The following is a 15,907-nucleotide window of genomic DNA, read 5'->3' as shown; positions in this document are numbered from 1 at the left end:
CGACGGGCGCGGAGCGGGGAGGGCATCATGCCTGATCCGATCATCACGATGCGCGACGTCACCAAGGTCTATGGCACCGGGGCGACGCAATTCCAGGCGTTGAAGGGCGTCGACCTCGATATCCAGGCGGGCGATTTCGTCGCTGTCATGGGGCCGTCGGGGTCGGGCAAGTCGACGACGATGAACATCCTCGGCTGTCTCGACGTGCCGTCGGCGGGCACCTTCCTGTTCCGCGGCCATCCCGTCGAGACGCTCGACCGCGACCAGCGGGCGTTGCTCCGCCGCCGCTACCTCGGCTTCGTCTTCCAGGGGTTCAACCTGCTCAGCCGCACCAGCGCGCTCGAGAATGTCGAGCTGCCGTTGCTCTATCGCGGCGAGGACAAGAAGATGCGCCGCGATCTCGGCATGGCGGCGCTCGAAAAGGTCGGGCTCGATCGCTGGTGGGACCATACGCCCGCCGAACTGTCGGGCGGCCAGCAGCAGCGCGTCGCGATCGCACGCGCGATCGTCACCCAGCCCGACGTGCTGCTCGCCGACGAGCCGACCGGCAATCTCGACAGCGAACGCTCGGTGGAGATCATGGAATTGCTCACCGACCTCAACCGGACGAGCAACATCACCGTGCTGATGGTGACGCACGAACCCGATATGGCGGCGTTCGCGCGGACGGTGATCCATTTCAAGGACGGCCTCGTCGAGAAGATCGAGGCGCAGCACCGGCAGGGCGCGGCGGTGGAGGCCTAGATGCTCGGCACCACGCTCATCCTCGCGCTGCGGTCGATCCGGCGGCATCTGCTGCGCTCGTTCCTGACCATCCTCGGCATCGTCATCGGCGTCGGCGCGGTCGTGACGATGGTGACGCTGGGCAAGGCGACCACCGCCGCGGTGCAGCAGCAGATTTCGGCGCTCGGCAGCAACATCCTCCAGATCCGTCCCGGTCAGGGCTTCGGCCGCGGCGGCGGCGGCCCGCAGCCGCCCAATTTCAAGCCCGAGGACGTCGAGGCCATCGCCAACCAGATCGCCGGCGTCACCGCGGTCGCGCCGCAGGCGAGCGCCTCGGCCACCGCGATCTACGAGGGCGCCAACTGGTCGACGACGATCAACGGCACCACCAGCGCCTTCCTCACCGTCCAGCCGTGGCCCTTGGTGTCGGGCCGCTACTGGACGCCGGCCGAGCAGGAGGCGGGCAAGGCGGTGTGCCTGATCGGCAATACCGTGCGCCAGAACCTCTTCCGCGGTGGCGACCCGATCGGCGCGCGCATCCGCCTCGGCAACGTGAGCTGCGACGTGATCGGTGCGCTCAGCACGCGTGGGCAGGGCGGGTTCGGCGATCAGGACGATGTCGTCGTCATGCCGATCAAGACGGTGCAGCGGCGTTTCACCGGCAACCGCGACGTGCGGCTGATGCTGGTCGGCGTCGACACCGATTACCAGACGAGCAATGTCCAGAGCGCGATCACTGACCTGCTGCGCGAACGGCGGCATATCACCGGTGCGCGCGACGACGATTTCAACATCTTCGACACCAAGCAGATTTCCGACACGCTGACCGGCACGACGACGCTGCTCACCCGCATCGTCGCGGCGGTGGCGGCGATCAGCCTCGTCGTCGGCGGCATCGGCATCATGAACATCATGCTGGTGTCGGTGACGGAGCGGACGCGCGAGATCGGCATCCGCCTGGCGATCGGCGCGGTCGCGCGCGAGGTGCTGCTCCAGTTCCTCGTCGAGGCGGTGGCCTTGTCGTGCCTCGGCGGGATCATCGGGCTGGTGATCGCGCAGGGGGTGATTCTCGCGCTGGTGCCGCTGATGCAGGTGCCGTGGACGTTCGATCCGCAGATCAACATCATCGCCTTCGCGATCTCGGCGGTGATCGGCGTGGTGTTCGGCTATTTCCCGGCGCGACGCGCGGCGGCGCTCAATCCGATCGATGCGCTGCGGCATGAATGACTTAGGCGCCGAACATGGACAAGATGGACACCTGAATGGAAACGATCGTCTCTTATCGTTTCCGTTTTTGCACCGATGAGAAAGAGCGCGGATTCGGCGTCTAGCAGGGCCGCGGGGGTGTAGGACAGACCCCGACCGGGGCGATGTTCCGTCGGATGGCGAACGTGTCTGGTTGCCGCCCGATGCGGTGGCGGCGGCCTCCGACCCCTTTTCGTCATCCCCGCGAAGGCGGGGATCCATAGACGCTGACGCGGCGCAGGAGCCGCCCGGCCTGCGCGTATGGATCCCCGCCTGCGCGGGGATGACATATGGGGGATGACGACGGGAAGGCGGCGTCAGCCGACCGACTGCCGGCCACGCCGGGTATAGGCTTCCGGCGCGCCGACCAGTTCGCGCAGGCGTTCCAGTTCCTCGGGCGTGTCGACGTCGATCAGCTCGGCGGGGGTCGTGACGACATGCTTGCCCGCGCGCACCATCTCGCGCGCGCCGGCATCGCCCTCCAGCGCCACGAGCGCGTCGAACCGGCCCGCGCCGAACACCGCGGGCGGCTTGGGCGCGCGGCCGTCGCTCGACGCGACGATGGCATTCTCGTCGTCGGCGGCGTCGAGCAACTGGTAAATGTGCGTCGCGGTCACCCGCGGCATGTCGGCGAGCGCCACCACCACCGCCTTGACGCCGCGCGCGCGCGCGCAGTCGACGCCGAGCGCCAGCGACCGGCTGAGCCCCTGATCGGGGTCGTCGTTGCGCACGATGGTGAAGCCGTGCGCGGCATAATCGCATTCGGCGCGGCCGACGACGGCGACGCGCTCGCGGAACGGCATGTCCTCGAGCGCCACCGCGACGTGCAGCCCGAGCGGCCGGCCGAGGAACGGCGCGTCGAGCTTGCTGCCGATATCGCCCATCCGTTTCGACCGCCCCGCGGCGAGCAGCACCAGGACGCAATCCTCAGCCGCGATCATTGAATGCCCCCACCATCGCCGCGGCGATCGACAGCGCGATCTCGGACGGGCCGATCGCGCCGATATCGATGCCGACCGGTGCGTCGATCCGGTCGATCTGCGCCGCGCTCAGGCCGGCGGCGGCGAGCCGTTCGCGTCGCGCCGCATGGCTGCGCCGGCTGCCGAGCGCGCCGACATAGGGGGCGTTGGTCGCGAGCGCGGCGATCAGCGCGGGATCGTCGATTTTGATGTCGTGGCTGAGCGTCACGACCGCGGTGGCGGGGCCGGGTTTCAGCGCCTCGATCGCCTCGTCGGGCCAGCGGTCGTCGAGCGTCACGCCGGGGAAGCGCTCCTCGGTGAGGAAGCGCGCGCGCGGGTCGATCACCGTCGTGGCGATGCCGAGCGTGCGCGCCAGTTCGGCGAGCGCCTGCGCGATCTGCACCGCGCCGACGATCAGCAGCCGCCGCGCCGGATCGTAGCGATTGGCGAAGACCTCGCCCGTTTCCAATGGCTTGAGATCGCTGTGGCCGGTGGCGAGGTCGGTGGTGACGGTGAGCGCCTCGCCGCGCTCGCGCGCCTCGGCGATGCGGTCGAACAATTCGGGGTCGAAGCCCGTCGCCGACACCGGCTGCACCATCACCGCGATCTCGCCGCCGCAGGGCAGTCCGACCTCCCATGCCGCATCGTCGGCGACGCCGTAGCGCTTGAGCTGGAAGGGGGCGCCGGCGATCACCTCGGCGGCGGTCTGGAGGATGTCGCTTTCGACGCAGCCGCCGGAGACGGAGCCTTCGAAGCGGCCGTCGGCGTGGACGAGCATATGGCTGCCGCGCGGGCGCGGCGCGCTGCCCCAGGTGGAGACCACCGTCGCGAGGGCGAGCGGTTCGCCCTGCCAGTGGCGGGCGGCGGTGAGGACGGAATCGTTTTCGGCCATGTTGTTTTCTTCTTTCAAAGTCCTCCCTCGCTTCAGCGGGGGAGGGGGACCGCGCCCGCAGGGCGTGGTGGAGGGGGCGTTTCCGCAAATCACGACGTTCGCCGTATCCTCCCCCTCCGTCAGTGCTTCGCACTGCCACCTCCCCCTGGCGGGGGAGGAATTAGACGGGGGGCAATCCTGCCAGCAATTTGTCGAGCGTTACCGGGAAGTCGCGCACCCTGACCCCGCAGGCGTCGTGGATCGCATTGGCCACCGCCGCACCCGCGCCCGAGATGCCGAGTTCGCCGACCCCCTTGGCGCCGACCGGGTTGGCGCTGTCGTCGATCTCCTCGACGAAATGCACTTCGATCCGCGGCACGTCGGCGTTCACCGCGACGTGATATTCGCCGAAATCGGGATTGACGAAATGGCCGTTGCGCGTGTCGACCACCGCTTCCTCGCCGAGCGCGTAGGACAGGCCCCAAACCATGCCGCCGATGAGCTGGTTGGCCGCGGTCTTCGCGTTGAGCACGCGGCCGACGTCGAACACGCCGAGCATTCGCCGCACCCGCACTTCGCCGGTGATCGCGTTGACCGCGACCTCGACGAAATGCGCACCGTGGCTCGCCTGGCTGGTCGCCTGCGTCTCGGCGCCGGGGCCGGTCTTGCCGGTGGCGACGATCGGTTCGCCGTGGAGCAGGTCGGTGAGCGCGACGCTGCGCCCGCCCGCGACGACGCAGCCGTCGTGCAGCGTCAGTTCCTCGGGGGATGCGTTCATGCGCAGCGCGAGCGCGGCGATGATGTCCTCGCAGGCGAGCACCACCGCCGAACAGGCGCTGCCCGCGCCGAACGAGCCGCCCGAGCCGGCGCTGGCGGGCAGGTCGCTGTCGCCGATGGTCACCGCCACCGATGCCACCGGCAGGCCGAGCATCTCGCCCGCGGTCTGCGCCAGGATCGTATAGGTGCCAGTGCCGATATCGGTCATGTCGCAGGCGACCGTCGCGCGACCGTCGGCATCGAGCGTCACCCGTGCCTCCGCCTTGACGGTGAAATTGCCGCGCAGCGCCGCCGCCATGCCGTGGCCGATCAGCCAGTCGCCCTCGCGGCGCCTGCGCCGCTCCGTCCAGCCGAAGCGGCGCGCGCCTTCGTCGTAACAATCGAGCATCCGCCGCGTCGAGAAACGCTTGCCGCTGACCGGATCGGTCTCGGGCTCGTTGCGGCGGCGCAGCTCGACCGGATCGAGGCCGAGCCGTTCGGCGAGTTCGTCCATCGCGCATTCGACCGCGAAGGTGCCGATCGCCTCGCCCGGCGCGCGCACCGCGCCGGTCGCCGGCAGGTCGACGCGGACGAGATCGGTGCGGAAGCGCCGCGCGTCGCCGGCATAGAGCGGCAGAGAGCCGAACGGGATCGGTTCGAGGAAGCCGGCATCGTCGTTCTGCGATGCGACGCCCTCATGCGCGAAGGCGGTGATGCGGCCGTCCTCGGTGGCGCCGATGCGGACGCGCTGCGTCGTCGCCGAACGGTGGTGGACGAGATAGGCGGTCTGCGCGCGTGGCAGCGCGATCTTGACCGGGCGGCCGACCTTTTCGGCGGCGATCGCGGCGAGGATCACCTCCGGCCCGACGCCGGTCTTGCCACCGAAGCCGCCGCCCACGTACGGCGCGAGCACGCGCACGTCCTCCCTGGCGAGGCCGAGCGCCTTGGCGATCGTGCCGCGGGCGCCGCCGATCACCTGATTGCTGGTGCGCACCAGCAGCTTGCCGTTCTCCCACGCGACGGTGCTGGCATGGGGTTCGAGCGCGGCGGGGAAATGCACCGGCGTCGTATAGCTGCGGTCGATCACCACCGGCGCGGCAGCGAGCGCGGCGTCGAGATCGCCGATGTCGACCGGTTTCAGGAAACCGATATCGTGGTCGCGCTGCACCGGCTGCGCCTCGCGGTCGAAGCGGCCGTCGCCGGCTTCGGCGTGGACGACGACCAGCGCGGCGGCGTCGCGCGCGATCGTCTGGTCCTCGGCGACGACGATCGCGACGGGCTGGCCGTAATGGAAGATTTGGTCGGTGCCGCTGTGCGCTTGTGCCTGCGAATTGCTGCCGCCGGTGACCATCCGCGGGTCGCCGTGGATCACCGCGAGCACGCCGGGCAAGGCCTCGGCGGCGGCGGAGTCGACGCCGGTAATCCGGCCGCTGCCGACCGGCGCGCCGACGATCGCGGCATAGGCGGTGCCGGCGTCCGCGCCCTCATAGGCGTAGGTGGCGGTGCCGCTGACCTTCGCCGGCCCCTCGATGCGCGGGACGGACGCGCCGAGCAGTCCCTGCCGCGCCTGCGCCAGCCCGGCGGGCCGGTAGGCGCGATCCATCGTCATCTCGTTCATCGCGTCGATCCTCTCCCCCGGACGGGGTGGGGGTGATGTAGGATGCGGGGCAGGCAGGGTGAAGGGCGGATTACGCGTCACCCCGGCCTCGAGCCGGGGTGACGGGATGCCTCACACCGCCGGCAGGCCCTCCAGCAGCTTGTCGAGCGTCAGCGGAAAGTCGCGGACGCGCACGCCGGTGGCGTTGTAGATCGCATTGCCGATTGCGCCCGCCGCGCCGCAGATGCCGACCTCGCCGAGGCCCTTGGCGTGCAGCGGATTGGCCTCGATGTCGCGTTCGTACAGGAACTCGACCTCGAGCTGCGGCACGTCGGCATTCACCGGCAGGTGATATTCGCCGAGATCGCGGTTGACGATCTTGCCGTTGCGGGGATCGTGGACCAGCTCCTCGGTCAGCGCGCAGCCGATGCCGAAGGTCATGCCGCCGAGGCATTGCGAGCGCGCCGTCTTCTCGTTGAGGATACGCCCCGCCGCGAACACGCCGAGCATGCGCTTCACCCGCACCTCGCCGGTGACGACGTTGACCGCGACCTCGGCGAAATGCGCGCCATAGCTCGCCTGGTTGAAGCTCTTCTCCTGCTTGCCGGGCGAAATTTCGCCGGTTGCCTCCATGCCTTCGCCGACCAGTTCGGCGAGCGGGACGCTGCGGTTGTCGGCGATCACGCGGCCGTCCTTGAGCGTCATCGCGCCCTCATCGACGCCCATCGCCTTGGCGATCTGGCCGCGCAACGCCTCGCAGGCGAGATAGACCGACGAGCCCGACGAGCTCGCGCCCCACGACCCGCCCGAGCCGGCGCCCGGCGGCGCATCGGTGTCGCCGAGATGGACGATGACGTCCGCCAGCGGCAGGCCGAGGATTTCGGCGGTGATCTGGCCGAGGATCGTATAGGTGCCGGTGCCGATATCGGTCATGTCGGTTTCGACATGCGCCTTGCCCTGGCCGTCGATCGACACCTTGGCGGCCGACTTGAGCAACTGGTTCGAGCGCGCCGCCGAGGCGACGCCGATGCCGTACAGCCAGTCGCCGCGCCGGTCGGTGCCGGCAGGCTTGCGCCGCGACCAGCCGAACGATTCGGCGCCGCGCTCGAGACAGGGGATCAACGCGCGCGACGAATAGGGGATCTTCTTTTCCGGGTCCTGCTCGGGCTCGTTGCGGCGGCGCAGTTCGATCGGGTCGATCCCCATCTTCTCCGCCAGTTCGTCCATCGCGCCTTCCAGCGCGATCAGGCCGACCGCCTCGCCGGGCGCGCGCATCGATCCCGCCAGCATCCAGTCGAGCCGGACGATGTCGTGCGTGATCAGTCGGTTCTCGCCGTCGTAGAGGAAGTGCGTCGAGACGCCGGCAGGCTCGAAATAATCCTCGCCGGGCAGGTTCGACACGAGCGTTTCGTGGCCGATCGCGGTCAGCTTGCCCTCGGCGGTCGCGCCGAGCCGCATACGCTGCTCGGTGTTCGAGCGGCGCACGGTCGCGTCGAACACCTGCTGTCGCGCCATTACCGCCTTGACCGGACGGTTGAGGCGCTTGGCGGCGATCGCCGCGGCGACGCTCTCTGGCGCGATGCCGAGCTTCGAGCCGAAGCCGCCGCCGACATAGGCGGCGACGATCCGCACCTTGTCCGCCGAGACGCCGAGCGCTTTGGCGAGCTGCTGCTTGTCCGACGAGGGCATCTGGTATGACCCATACAACGTCAGCGCGCCGTCTTCCCATATCGCGAGGCTGGCGTGGGGTTCCATCGCCGCCGAATTCTGGCTCGGCGTCGTATAGGTGACGTCGACCGCGAAGGCGGCTTCGCCCATCGCCTTGTCGACGTCGCCCTGTTTGTGATGCGGCGGGATCTGTTGCGCGCTCGGCTTTTCCGCTTCTTCGCGATGCGCGAGGAAGCTGTAGCGGCCCTCGGCGGGGGCATAGTCGACCGTGATGCGCAGCGCCGCGTCGCGCGCAATCTCGTAGCTTTCGGCGACGACGATCGCGATGATCTCGCCGTGATAGGCGACGTCCTCGACGCCCTGCGTCGGTGCGCTCGTCTCGCCGCCCTGTTGCGGGTTGCGGATGAAGCTCGCATAATCGGTGATGACGTCGATCACGCCTGGCATCGCCTTAGCGGCGTCCGCGTCGAGATGCCTGATCTTGCCCGCGCCGACCGTGGCGCGCACCAGATAGCCGTAGGCGACGTTGTCGAGCGCATATTCCGCCGCATAGGTCGCCTTGCCCGACACCTTCTTCGGGCCGTCGACGCGGTCGAGCGGCTTGCCGATCACGTCCTGCACGCCGCGGTCGAGCAGGCTGTCCGGATGCGCCTTGTTCATCGTGAGCGAATTGGTGTCGCCCTTGCCGAAACCGAACATACTCATTCTCCCGTCAGGTCGCGCAGCGTGGCGATCAGAACCCGGCGCGTCAGCGGGATCTTGAAGTCGTTCGAGCCATAGCCCTTGGCATCGGCGAGCAGGATGTCCGCGGCTTCGTTGAACAGCGCGTCGGACGGCGCCTTGCCGATCAGCGCCGCCTCCACCGCGGGATTGCGCCACGGCATCGGGCCGAGGCCGCCGAAGGCGAGCGCCGCCGTGGCGATCCTGCCGTCCTCGACGCTCACCACACCCGCCACCGAGACGAGCGCGAAGGCATAGGAGGCGCGATCGCGCACCTTGCGATAGGTCTGCTTGCCCTTCGGCGGGGCGGGCAGCTCGACATGGGTGATGAGTTCGCCGGGCTCCAGCACCGTCTCGATGTTCGGCGTATCGCCGGGCAGGCGGTAGAAATCGTGGATCGAGATCCGCCGCTTGTCGCCGTCCGCCTTGAGCGTGATGATCGTCGCGTCGAGCGCGCGCATCGCCACCGGCATGTCGCCGGGGTGCGTCGCGATACAATGGTCCGACGTGCCGAGCACCGCGAGCACGCGGTTGAACCCGCCGACCGCGGAACAGCCGGTGCCGGGCTCGCGCTTGTTGCACGCCGTCGCGGTGTCGTAGAAATAATAGCAGCGCGTCCGCTGGAGCAAATTGCCGCCGGTCGTCGCCTTGTTGCGCAACTGGCCCGAAGCACCGGCCAGCAAAGCGCGGCTAAGCACCTCATACTTTTCGATGACGCGCGGATCGGCGGCGAGGTCGGCGTTCGGCACCAGCGCGCCGATCGTCAGCCCGCCATCCTCGCGCTCCTCGATCTCGCCGAGCGGCAGCCGGCTGATATCGACGAGCTTCTCGGGCGTCTCGACCTGCAGCTTCATCAGGTCGAGCAGATTGGTGCCGCCGGCGATGAACTTGGCGCCGGAGACGTGTGCGTCGCGCACCGCGGTCTCGGCGTCGTCGGCCTTGGTGTAGGTGAAGGTCTTCATGCGCCTGCCTCCACTTTCTGGCGAAGGGCGATATCGACCGTGCCGTCGGCTTCGGCGACCTCGCGGATCGCATCGACGATATTGGGATAGGCGGCGCAGCGGCAGATGTTGCCGCTCATCCGCTCGGAAATCTCGTCGTCGTTGAAGCGCGGCGCGTCGAGATCGCCGGTGACGTGGCTCGGCCAGCCCTTGCGGACCTCGTCGAGCATGCCGACCGCCGAGCAGATCTGCCCCGGCGTGCAATAGCCGCACTGATAGCTGTCGTGGCGGACGAACGCGGATTGCAGCGGATGCAGGTCCTCGGGCGTGCCGAGCCCCTCGATCGTGGTGATCTCGTCGTCCTGATGCATCACCGCGAGGCTGAGGCAGGAATTGATGCGGCGGCCGTTGACCAGCATCGTGCAGGCGCCGCACTGGCCGTGGTCGCAGCCCTTCTTGCTACCGGTCAGGCCGAGATGTTCGCGGCACAGATCGAGCAGCGAGGTGCGGATATCCGGTTCGGCCTCGAACGACTGGCCGTTGATGGTGAAATGCATGCGCTGCCTCGCAGGGTCGGGGAGTCATATCCGTGAAGGATTGAGGCCCTAACGCGCTTACCCATGATGGTTTCCGGTTTGCGAATCGCTCTCACTGCCGTGCTGCTGGCGTCGGCTCCCGCGAACGGGCAGGATCGGCCGATGCCCAAGCCCTTCCCGACTCCGATCGTCATCGCGCACCGCGGTGCGAGCGGATCGCGTCCCGAACATACGCTCGCCGCCTATGAGCTGGCGATCGATCAGGGCGCCGATTTCATCGAGCCCGATCTGGTGCCGACGAAGGACGACGTGCTTGTCGCGCGCCACGAAAATGCGATCGCCGAGACGACCGATGTCGCTTCGCATCCCGAATTCGCCGACCGCCGTACGACCAAGACGATCGACGGCCAGACGATCACCGGCTGGTTCGTCGAGGATTTCACGCTCGCCGAGCTCAAGACGCTGCGCGCGCGCGAACGGCTGCCCCAATTGCGCGCCGGCAATGCCGCCTATGACGGCCGGTTCGAGATTCCGACGCTCGCCGAGATCATCGCGCTCGCCAAGCGGCGGACGCAGGAGACGGGACGGACGATCGGCATCTATCCCGAGACCAAGCATCCGACCTATTTCGCGCGCATCGGCCACCCGACCGACGACCGGCTGGTGGCGGAACTGCGCAAGGCGGGCTGGGACAACGCCGACGCGCCGGTGTTCATCCAGTCGTTCGAGGTGAAGAACCTCCAGCATCTCCACGGCATCACCAAGGTGCGGCTGATCCAGCTCATGGCGGGCGAGGGCGGCCCGGCGGATGGCGCGGTGCCGAGCTATGCGACGATGCTGACCCCGGCAGGGCTGCGGCAGGTCGCGACCTATGCTTATGGTCTGGGGCCGGACAAGGGGCAATTGTGGCAGGGCGACGCGCCGACGTCGCTGGTGGCCGACGCGCATGCGGCGGGACTCAAGGTGCATCCCTGGACCTATCGCGCTGAAAACGTCTTCCTGCCGGCTCGCTTCCGCCACGGCGACGATCCCGCGACGCACGGCGATGTCGCGGGGGAAATCCGCCGCGCGCTCGGCCTTGGTATCGACGGATTCTTCACGGATTATCCGCTAATCGGCGTCGAAACCCGCCGTGCAGCCAAGGATCAACCGTAACATGCGTATTGCGTTCGTCGTTCTTCTCCCCCTGACGCTGGCGACCGGGGGCTGCGTCAGCACCGCGGCGTCGATCGTCAAGGCGCCGTTCCAGGTCGCGGGCAAGGCGGTCGACTGGACCACCACCAGCCAGGACGAGGCCGACCGCAACTACGGCCGCAAGATGCGCAAGCAGGAGGCCAAGGAAGGCCGCGAGCGCAAGAAGGCCGCCGAGCAATGCCGCAAGCATCCCGACGATCAGGATGCGTGCCGCTATTCGGGGTATCGCGCCGGTTATTGAGGGCGGGGCGTCGTCGTCCCTACTTACTGTCATCCCCGCGGAGGCGGGGATCCATAAACGCTGGCGCCGGTGAGTCTCACGAAGGTCCGCGCGTCTGGATCCCCGCCTGCGCGGGGATGACAGTAGGGGGTGTGTCCGTCCCGCCATCGCGGACGGATTAGAAGCGCCGTCCTCCCTATTTCGTCATCCCGGCGAACGCCGGGATGACGAAGGGGGGAATCGCACCGTGCGCTCGCGACGGCGGCCCCGTTACCGGTCCTGCACCACCGCGTCCTTCGCCAGCGCGCCGGCGATCGCGAGCAGCACCTCGGGGTGGATATGCACTCCCAGATGGCCGCTGCTCACCTCGACCGCCTCGGCGCTGGGGTCGTGGCAGATGAAGCCGTTGACGAAGCCGTCGCTGCGGCTCCAGATCGCGGTGCAGGGGACGGGCAGCGGCGCGGCGATCGCCTGGCTGCGCGCGATCACCGCGGGATCGTCGACGCGCTCGCCGGTCGCCCATTCGAACGCGCGCCAGACGTTGGTCGCGCGGCCGCCGCCGGCATAAGGCGAACTCACCGTGATCACCTTGGCGACCAGTTCGGGGCGGCGATGCGCCACCAGCCGCGCCATGATCCCGCCGAGGCTCACCCCGACCAACGTCACCGGCCCCGCCTCCGCGCACAGCGCCTCGACCCGCGCGATCAGCCGCTCCGCCTCGAGCCCGACGCTCTTGACGCCGAGGTTGCGGCCGAGGCCCCAGCCCTCGGCGCGATAGCCGAGTCGGGTCAGGAAATCGCGCAGCACGACGCTCGACCCGTCGGCGTCGAACAGGCCGGGCAGCACCATGACCGCGCCGCCGCGCCCCGCCGGCACCGCCGCCAGCGCCGCGGTGTAGCGCCAGCGCGTCGCCAGCATCCAGGCGACGCGCGGTACCTCGCTCGCCGCCAGCGCCTTGGGCGGCGGCGGTGGCGCGAGAAAGTCGGCACCGAAGCGCGCATGCGCGGGCGGCTCGGCACGCCAGCGCGCGAACCCCGCCTGCAACCGGTCTAGAACCATGCCGTCACCGTCAGCGGAAACGGCGTCCACCGCCCGATCCGTACGCCTGCCTGCCGCAAGGCGTCGCCCGTCCAGGCATTGCACGTCTGCACCGCGCTGTAATGGCCGCGCGCGGCGTAGAAGACGTCATTGGCGTCATAGCCGCGATAGCGCGTCCGTTCGGGCGCGAGGCTGGCGCGGATGTAGGCGGCGAGTCGCCGGTATTCGGCCGGGCGCAGCAACACGCTGCGCGACCGACCGCCGACGCGCGGCGCCGGGACGTGCTCGACGTGCATCAACGTCGCGTCGCTGCCGCGCGCCGCGGCGAGCACGGTGCCGAGCCGGACGTCCGCCCAGGTTGCCGTTTCGAGGAAGAAAGTGCGTTCGCCCCAGCCGATTGCAAGATGATCATAGCCTCCATAACGCGGATCGCGCAGGTCCGCTCCGGGCGCGATCCCGCGCCAATCCACCCCCGCCGCCACCTTCGGGACCACCAGCCCGACGTGCACGCCGTTCGATTCGACATAGATGCGCACGCCATCCGCCGGCGGCCGCCACCCGGCATTGGCGGGCAAGGCCCCGCCGATCAGCCCCGCGACGCCATAGCCGAACACGGGCCCGAACAACCGCAAGGCCACCCGTCCCGGCCAGCGCAACATTCTTGCCGAGACACGATGTCGTATCATCCGAAACCTTATGCTAGTCTGACCATATGGCAGATGAATCACACGTGACCGAAACGCCCCCGGCCGAGGCCGCCGCCGACTGGACGATCGCCCAGAACTGGCAGCATTATACCGCCGAGGAGCATGCGACCTGGGACACCTTGTTCGCGCGCCAGTCGCAATTGCTTCCCGGACGCGCGTCCGACGCCTATCTGCGCGGGCTCGACGTGCTCAAACTGTCGAAGCCGGGCATACCCGATTTCGCCGAATTGTCCGAACGGCTGATGAAGCTGACCGGCTGGCAGGTCGTCGCGGTGCCGGGGCTGGTCCCCGACGACGTCTTCTTCGACCATATGGCCAACCGCCGCTTCGTCGCGGGCAATTTCATCCGTCGCCCCGACCAGCTCGACTATCTGCAGGAGCCCGACGTCTTCCACGACGTCTTCGGCCACGTGCCGATGCTCGCCGATCCGGTGTTCGCCGATTATCTGGAGGCCTATGGCCGCGGCGGGCAGCGTGCGCTGGGGCTCGATGCGCTGAAATATCTCGGACGGCTCTATTGGTACACGGTCGAGTTCGGCTTGATCCAGGAGGGCGACGATCTGCGCATCTACGGCTCGGGCATCGTGTCGAGCTTCGCCGAAAGCCGCTTCGCGCTCGACGATCCAAGCCCCAACCGCATCGCCTTCGACATCGCGCGGGTGATGCGCACCGAATATCGGATCGATGATTTCCAGCAGAATTATTTCGTCATCCCGAGCTTCGAGGAATTGCTGCGCGTCACGGTCGAGACCGATTTCGCGCCCTTGTACGAGGAGCTGAAAGCGCAGGAGGATATCCCGGTCGCGGCGATCGTCGCCGGCGACCGCGTGCTGACTCAAGGCACGCAGCATTATGCGCGGAGCAAGGCGCGGGGGTAATCACGCCGTTGCTTCGAAGGGGGGGGCGCGACGTCCGCCAAATTCACCGTCATGCCGGACTCGATCCGGCATCCCGCTTGCCTCGCCGTCCGAAGAAGCGGGACTCCGGCGCAAGGCCGGGGTGACGGGGTGGAGGTGAGAGGTCGCGAGCCTCATCGCCCGCCGCTTGGGCCACACCTCCCCCCGTTGGCTCACCACGAACGGAGGGGCTACAGGTCCAGCGCCCAGCCGTCGCGGCCGTTGGGATCGAACGGCGCGGTCGGGACGTAGCGGTCGGCGCCGGCGCGCAGACGCAGCACCGTCCAGTCGCCGCGCCGGTCGATCGCCTCCAGCGTGCAGCCGCATGCCGCATAGGCCGCGACCACGGTCTCGCGCTGCGTCTCGAGCAACCCGGCGAGCACGATGACCGCATCGGGCGCGGCGATCGCCGCGAGTTCGGGCGCCATCGACACCAGGGGGCCGGCGAGGATGTTGGCGATCACCAGATCATAAGGCGCGACCGCGTCGATATCCGGGTGCCGAGCGCCGTCGGCGACGAACAAGGCGACACCCTCGACATCGTTCCGCTCGGCATTCTCGCGCGTCACGTCGATCGCCACCGGATCGATATCGGTCGCCACCACCGTCGCCCCGGGCCACAGATCGACCGCGGCGAAGGCGAGCAGTCCGGTCCCGGTTCCGACGTCGATCACCTTGGCGAAGTCGCGCCTCCCGCTCGCCAGCGCGTCGAGCATCGCGAGGCAACCGCTGGTCGTGCCGTGATGGCCGGTCCCGAATGCCTGTCCCGCCTCGATCAGAAAGGCGCGGCCGCCGGCGGGCGGCGTCACCGGATGCGCGCTGGTGTGGACGACGAACCGCCCCTCGCGGATCGGCTCCAGCCCGGCCTGGCTCATCGCCACCCAATCCTGATCGGACAGTCGCTCGACCACCGGGTCATGCCCGCTCGCGCTCGGCACCAACGCGTGCAGCGTCGCGAGCATCGCCGCATCGGGTTCGTGCTCGAGATAGGCGTCGAGCCGCCAGCGCTCGACATCGTCCTCGACCTCCTCGGTGGTCATCAGCACCGCGTCGATCGCCAGATCGGAGGCGCTGTCGATCGCCTCCGCCTCGGCGCGGGTGCAGGGCAGGCTGACCTTCCACGATTCAGCGGACATAGCTCGCCCCGTTCACGTCGAGCACCGCGCCGGTCATCGACGCGGGCGCATCCAGCGCGCAGAAGCGCGCCACCGCCGCGACCTCCTGCGGATCGGCGACCCTGCCGAGCGGAATGTCGGCGAGCAATTTGTCGCCGCCGCGGCTGGCGAGATAGTCGTCCGCCATCCCGGTCATCGTGAAGCCGGGGCAGATCGCGAAGGCGAGGATGCCCTCCTTCGCATAGCCGCGCGCGATCGTCTTGGTCATCGCGACCATGCCGGCCTTGGCGGCGGCATAATGCCAGTGCGCCGGGCTGTCGCCGCGATAGGCGGCGCGGCTGGCGATGTTGACGATCCGGCCGCCGGTGCCGGCCTGCTGCCAGTGGCGCACCGCGAGCCGGCACAATTCGGCGGCGGCGGTCAGGTTGATGCGCAGCGTCCGCTCCCAGTCGGCGACCCATGCGTCATCGTCGCGATCGAGCGGGTTCGCCTCGAATACGCCGGCGTTGTTGACGAGCACGTCGATCGTCCCGCCGCTTTGCGCCAGCGCCGCGTTCCACAGCGCGCGCGGCGCGGCGGGATCGGCGAAGTCGGCGGCGATGCCGCTGCGCGTGCCGTGTCCGATCACCTGCACGCCGGTCGCGGTGAGGGTATCGAGGATCGCCGCGCCGATGCCGCGGCTCGATCCGGTCAGAAGAATAGCCATGCCGCGGCTTTAGGC

15 protein-coding genes are annotated in these 15,907 nt (G+C 68.8%); 5 read left to right on the top strand and 10 right to left on the bottom strand.

The window, feature by feature from the left end; all coding sequences use genetic code 11:
* The first annotated feature begins 24 nt into the window (after nucleotides 1-24).
* The gene (locus FFS23_RS16395; RefSeq protein ID WP_502702146.1) at nucleotides 25-744 is read left to right on the top strand and encodes an ABC transporter ATP-binding protein; all 720 of its coding nucleotides are present in this window, start codon (nucleotides 25-27) and stop codon (nucleotides 742-744) included.
* Nucleotides 745-1,950, top strand: a complete 1,206-nt coding sequence (locus FFS23_RS16390; RefSeq protein WP_038663043.1) for an ABC transporter permease — start codon at nucleotides 745-747, stop codon at nucleotides 1,948-1,950.
* A gap of 335 nt (nucleotides 1,951-2,285) precedes the next feature.
* Here FFS23_RS16390 and FFS23_RS16385 read toward each other — a convergent pair whose 3' ends face one another.
* The 6 genes from FFS23_RS16385 to FFS23_RS16360 all read right to left on the bottom strand — a co-directional run bounded on the left by FFS23_RS16385 (nucleotide 2,286) and on the right by FFS23_RS16360 (nucleotide 10,037).
* Nucleotides 2,286-2,909, bottom strand: coding sequence for a nucleotidyltransferase family protein (locus FFS23_RS16385; protein ID WP_137899444.1), 624 nt, complete (start codon nucleotides 2,907-2,909; stop codon nucleotides 2,286-2,288).
* Nucleotides 2,896-3,819 (bottom strand): XdhC family protein, encoded by a 924-nt coding sequence (locus FFS23_RS16380; RefSeq protein ID WP_137899443.1) that lies wholly within the window; start codon nucleotides 3,817-3,819, stop codon nucleotides 2,896-2,898. The genes FFS23_RS16385 and FFS23_RS16380 overlap by 14 nt, the downstream gene beginning before the upstream one ends.
* Nucleotides 3,820-3,979: 160 nt before the next feature.
* A complete protein-coding gene (locus FFS23_RS16375; protein WP_137899442.1) occupies nucleotides 3,980-6,172 on the bottom strand; it encodes a xanthine dehydrogenase family protein molybdopterin-binding subunit in 2,193 nt (730 codons plus the stop codon).
* Nucleotides 6,173-6,283: 111 nt separating this feature from the next.
* The gene (locus FFS23_RS16370; protein ID WP_137899457.1) at nucleotides 6,284-8,518 is read right to left on the bottom strand and encodes a xanthine dehydrogenase family protein molybdopterin-binding subunit; all 2,235 of its coding nucleotides are present in this window, start codon (nucleotides 8,516-8,518) and stop codon (nucleotides 6,284-6,286) included.
* Nucleotides 8,519-8,520: 2 nt separating this feature from the next.
* Nucleotides 8,521-9,501, bottom strand: coding sequence for an FAD binding domain-containing protein (locus FFS23_RS16365; protein ID WP_137899441.1), 981 nt, complete (start codon nucleotides 9,499-9,501; stop codon nucleotides 8,521-8,523).
* On the bottom strand, nucleotides 9,498-10,037 hold the full coding sequence (locus FFS23_RS16360) for a 2Fe-2S iron-sulfur cluster-binding protein (RefSeq protein ID WP_137899440.1): 540 nt from the start codon (nucleotides 10,035-10,037) through the stop codon (nucleotides 9,498-9,500). The genes FFS23_RS16365 and FFS23_RS16360 overlap by 4 nt, the downstream gene beginning before the upstream one ends.
* Before the next feature lie 141 nt (nucleotides 10,038-10,178).
* Between FFS23_RS16360 and FFS23_RS16355 the strand changes: the two genes are divergently transcribed.
* Together FFS23_RS16355 and FFS23_RS16350 are read left to right on the top strand one after the other, a co-directional pair.
* Nucleotides 10,179-11,171 (top strand): glycerophosphodiester phosphodiesterase, encoded by a 993-nt coding sequence (locus FFS23_RS16355; RefSeq protein WP_249340724.1) that lies wholly within the window; start codon nucleotides 10,179-10,181, stop codon nucleotides 11,169-11,171.
* Nucleotide 11,172: 1 nt separating this feature from the next.
* A complete protein-coding gene (locus FFS23_RS16350; protein WP_038663026.1) occupies nucleotides 11,173-11,451 on the top strand; it encodes a hypothetical protein in 279 nt (92 codons plus the stop codon).
* A 249-nt stretch (nucleotides 11,452-11,700) separates the two neighbouring features.
* Here FFS23_RS16350 and FFS23_RS16345 read toward each other — a convergent pair whose 3' ends face one another.
* Together FFS23_RS16345 and FFS23_RS16340 are read right to left on the bottom strand one after the other, a co-directional pair.
* Nucleotides 11,701-12,489, bottom strand: coding sequence for a lipase family protein (locus tag FFS23_RS16345; protein ID WP_038663023.1), 789 nt, complete (start codon nucleotides 12,487-12,489; stop codon nucleotides 11,701-11,703).
* Nucleotides 12,480-13,100, bottom strand: a complete 621-nt coding sequence (locus FFS23_RS16340) for a TIGR02117 family protein (protein ID WP_249340723.1) — start codon at nucleotides 13,098-13,100, stop codon at nucleotides 12,480-12,482. Before FFS23_RS16340 ends, FFS23_RS16345 begins: the two co-directional genes overlap by 10 nt.
* Nucleotides 13,101-13,180: 80 nt before the next feature.
* Between FFS23_RS16340 and phhA the strand changes: the two genes are divergently transcribed.
* Nucleotides 13,181-14,053, top strand: coding sequence for a phenylalanine 4-monooxygenase (gene phhA / locus FFS23_RS16335; protein WP_038663018.1), 873 nt, complete (start codon nucleotides 13,181-13,183; stop codon nucleotides 14,051-14,053).
* Nucleotides 14,054-14,262: 209 nt separating this feature from the next.
* Here phhA and FFS23_RS16330 read toward each other — a convergent pair whose 3' ends face one another.
* Nucleotides 14,263-15,207 carry a 50S ribosomal protein L11 methyltransferase gene (locus FFS23_RS16330; protein ID WP_137899437.1) on the bottom strand — a complete coding sequence of 315 codons (945 nt, stop codon included), beginning with the start codon at nucleotides 15,205-15,207 and terminating at the stop codon, nucleotides 14,263-14,265.
* Complete coding sequence (locus FFS23_RS16325) at nucleotides 15,197-15,892, bottom strand: SDR family NAD(P)-dependent oxidoreductase (RefSeq protein ID WP_137899436.1); 696 nt, start codon at nucleotides 15,890-15,892, stop codon at nucleotides 15,197-15,199. Before FFS23_RS16325 ends, FFS23_RS16330 begins: the two co-directional genes overlap by 11 nt.
* Between the last annotated feature and the right edge of the window lie 15 nt (nucleotides 15,893-15,907).

The sequence above is a fragment of the Sphingomonas sp. 2SG genome (genome assembly GCF_005503285.1).
GTDB lineage: Bacteria > Pseudomonadota > Alphaproteobacteria > Sphingomonadales > Sphingomonadaceae > Sphingomonas > Sphingomonas taxi.
Note: the sequence above shows the minus strand (reverse complement) of the source record. Positions and strands in the feature narration are given on the sequence as shown.

Bases quoted from the DNA above. Each gene is read 5' to 3' on its own strand.
- FFS23_RS16325 (WP_137899436.1), bottom strand. From the start codon at position 15,892: ATGGCTATTCTTCTGACCGGATCGAGCCGCGGCATCGGCGCGGCGATC.
- FFS23_RS16350 (WP_038663026.1), top strand. From the start codon at position 11,173: ATGCGTATTGCGTTCGTCGTTCTTCTCCCCCTGACGCTGGCGACCGGG.
- FFS23_RS16375 (WP_137899442.1), bottom strand. From the start codon at position 6,172: ATGAACGAGATGACGATGGATCGCGCCTACCGGCCCGCCGGGCTGGCG.
- FFS23_RS16370 (WP_137899457.1), bottom strand. From the start codon at position 8,518: ATGTTCGGTTTCGGCAAGGGCGACACCAATTCGCTCACGATGAACAAG.
- FFS23_RS16380 (WP_137899443.1), bottom strand. From the start codon at position 3,819: ATGGCCGAAAACGATTCCGTCCTCACCGCCGCCCGCCACTGGCAGGGC.
- FFS23_RS16365 (WP_137899441.1), bottom strand. From the start codon at position 9,501: ATGAAGACCTTCACCTACACCAAGGCCGACGACGCCGAGACCGCGGTG.
- FFS23_RS16385 (WP_137899444.1), bottom strand. From the start codon at position 2,909: ATGATCGCGGCTGAGGATTGCGTCCTGGTGCTGCTCGCCGCGGGGCGG.
- phhA (WP_038663018.1), top strand. From the start codon at position 13,181: ATGGCAGATGAATCACACGTGACCGAAACGCCCCCGGCCGAGGCCGCC.
- FFS23_RS16390 (WP_038663043.1), top strand. From the start codon at position 745: ATGCTCGGCACCACGCTCATCCTCGCGCTGCGGTCGATCCGGCGGCAT.
- FFS23_RS16330 (WP_137899437.1), bottom strand. From the start codon at position 15,207: ATGTCCGCTGAATCGTGGAAGGTCAGCCTGCCCTGCACCCGCGCCGAG.
- FFS23_RS16360 (WP_137899440.1), bottom strand. From the start codon at position 10,037: ATGCATTTCACCATCAACGGCCAGTCGTTCGAGGCCGAACCGGATATC.
- FFS23_RS16345 (WP_038663023.1), bottom strand. From the start codon at position 12,489: ATGGTTCTAGACCGGTTGCAGGCGGGGTTCGCGCGCTGGCGTGCCGAG.
- FFS23_RS16355 (WP_249340724.1), top strand. From the start codon at position 10,179: ATGCCCAAGCCCTTCCCGACTCCGATCGTCATCGCGCACCGCGGTGCG.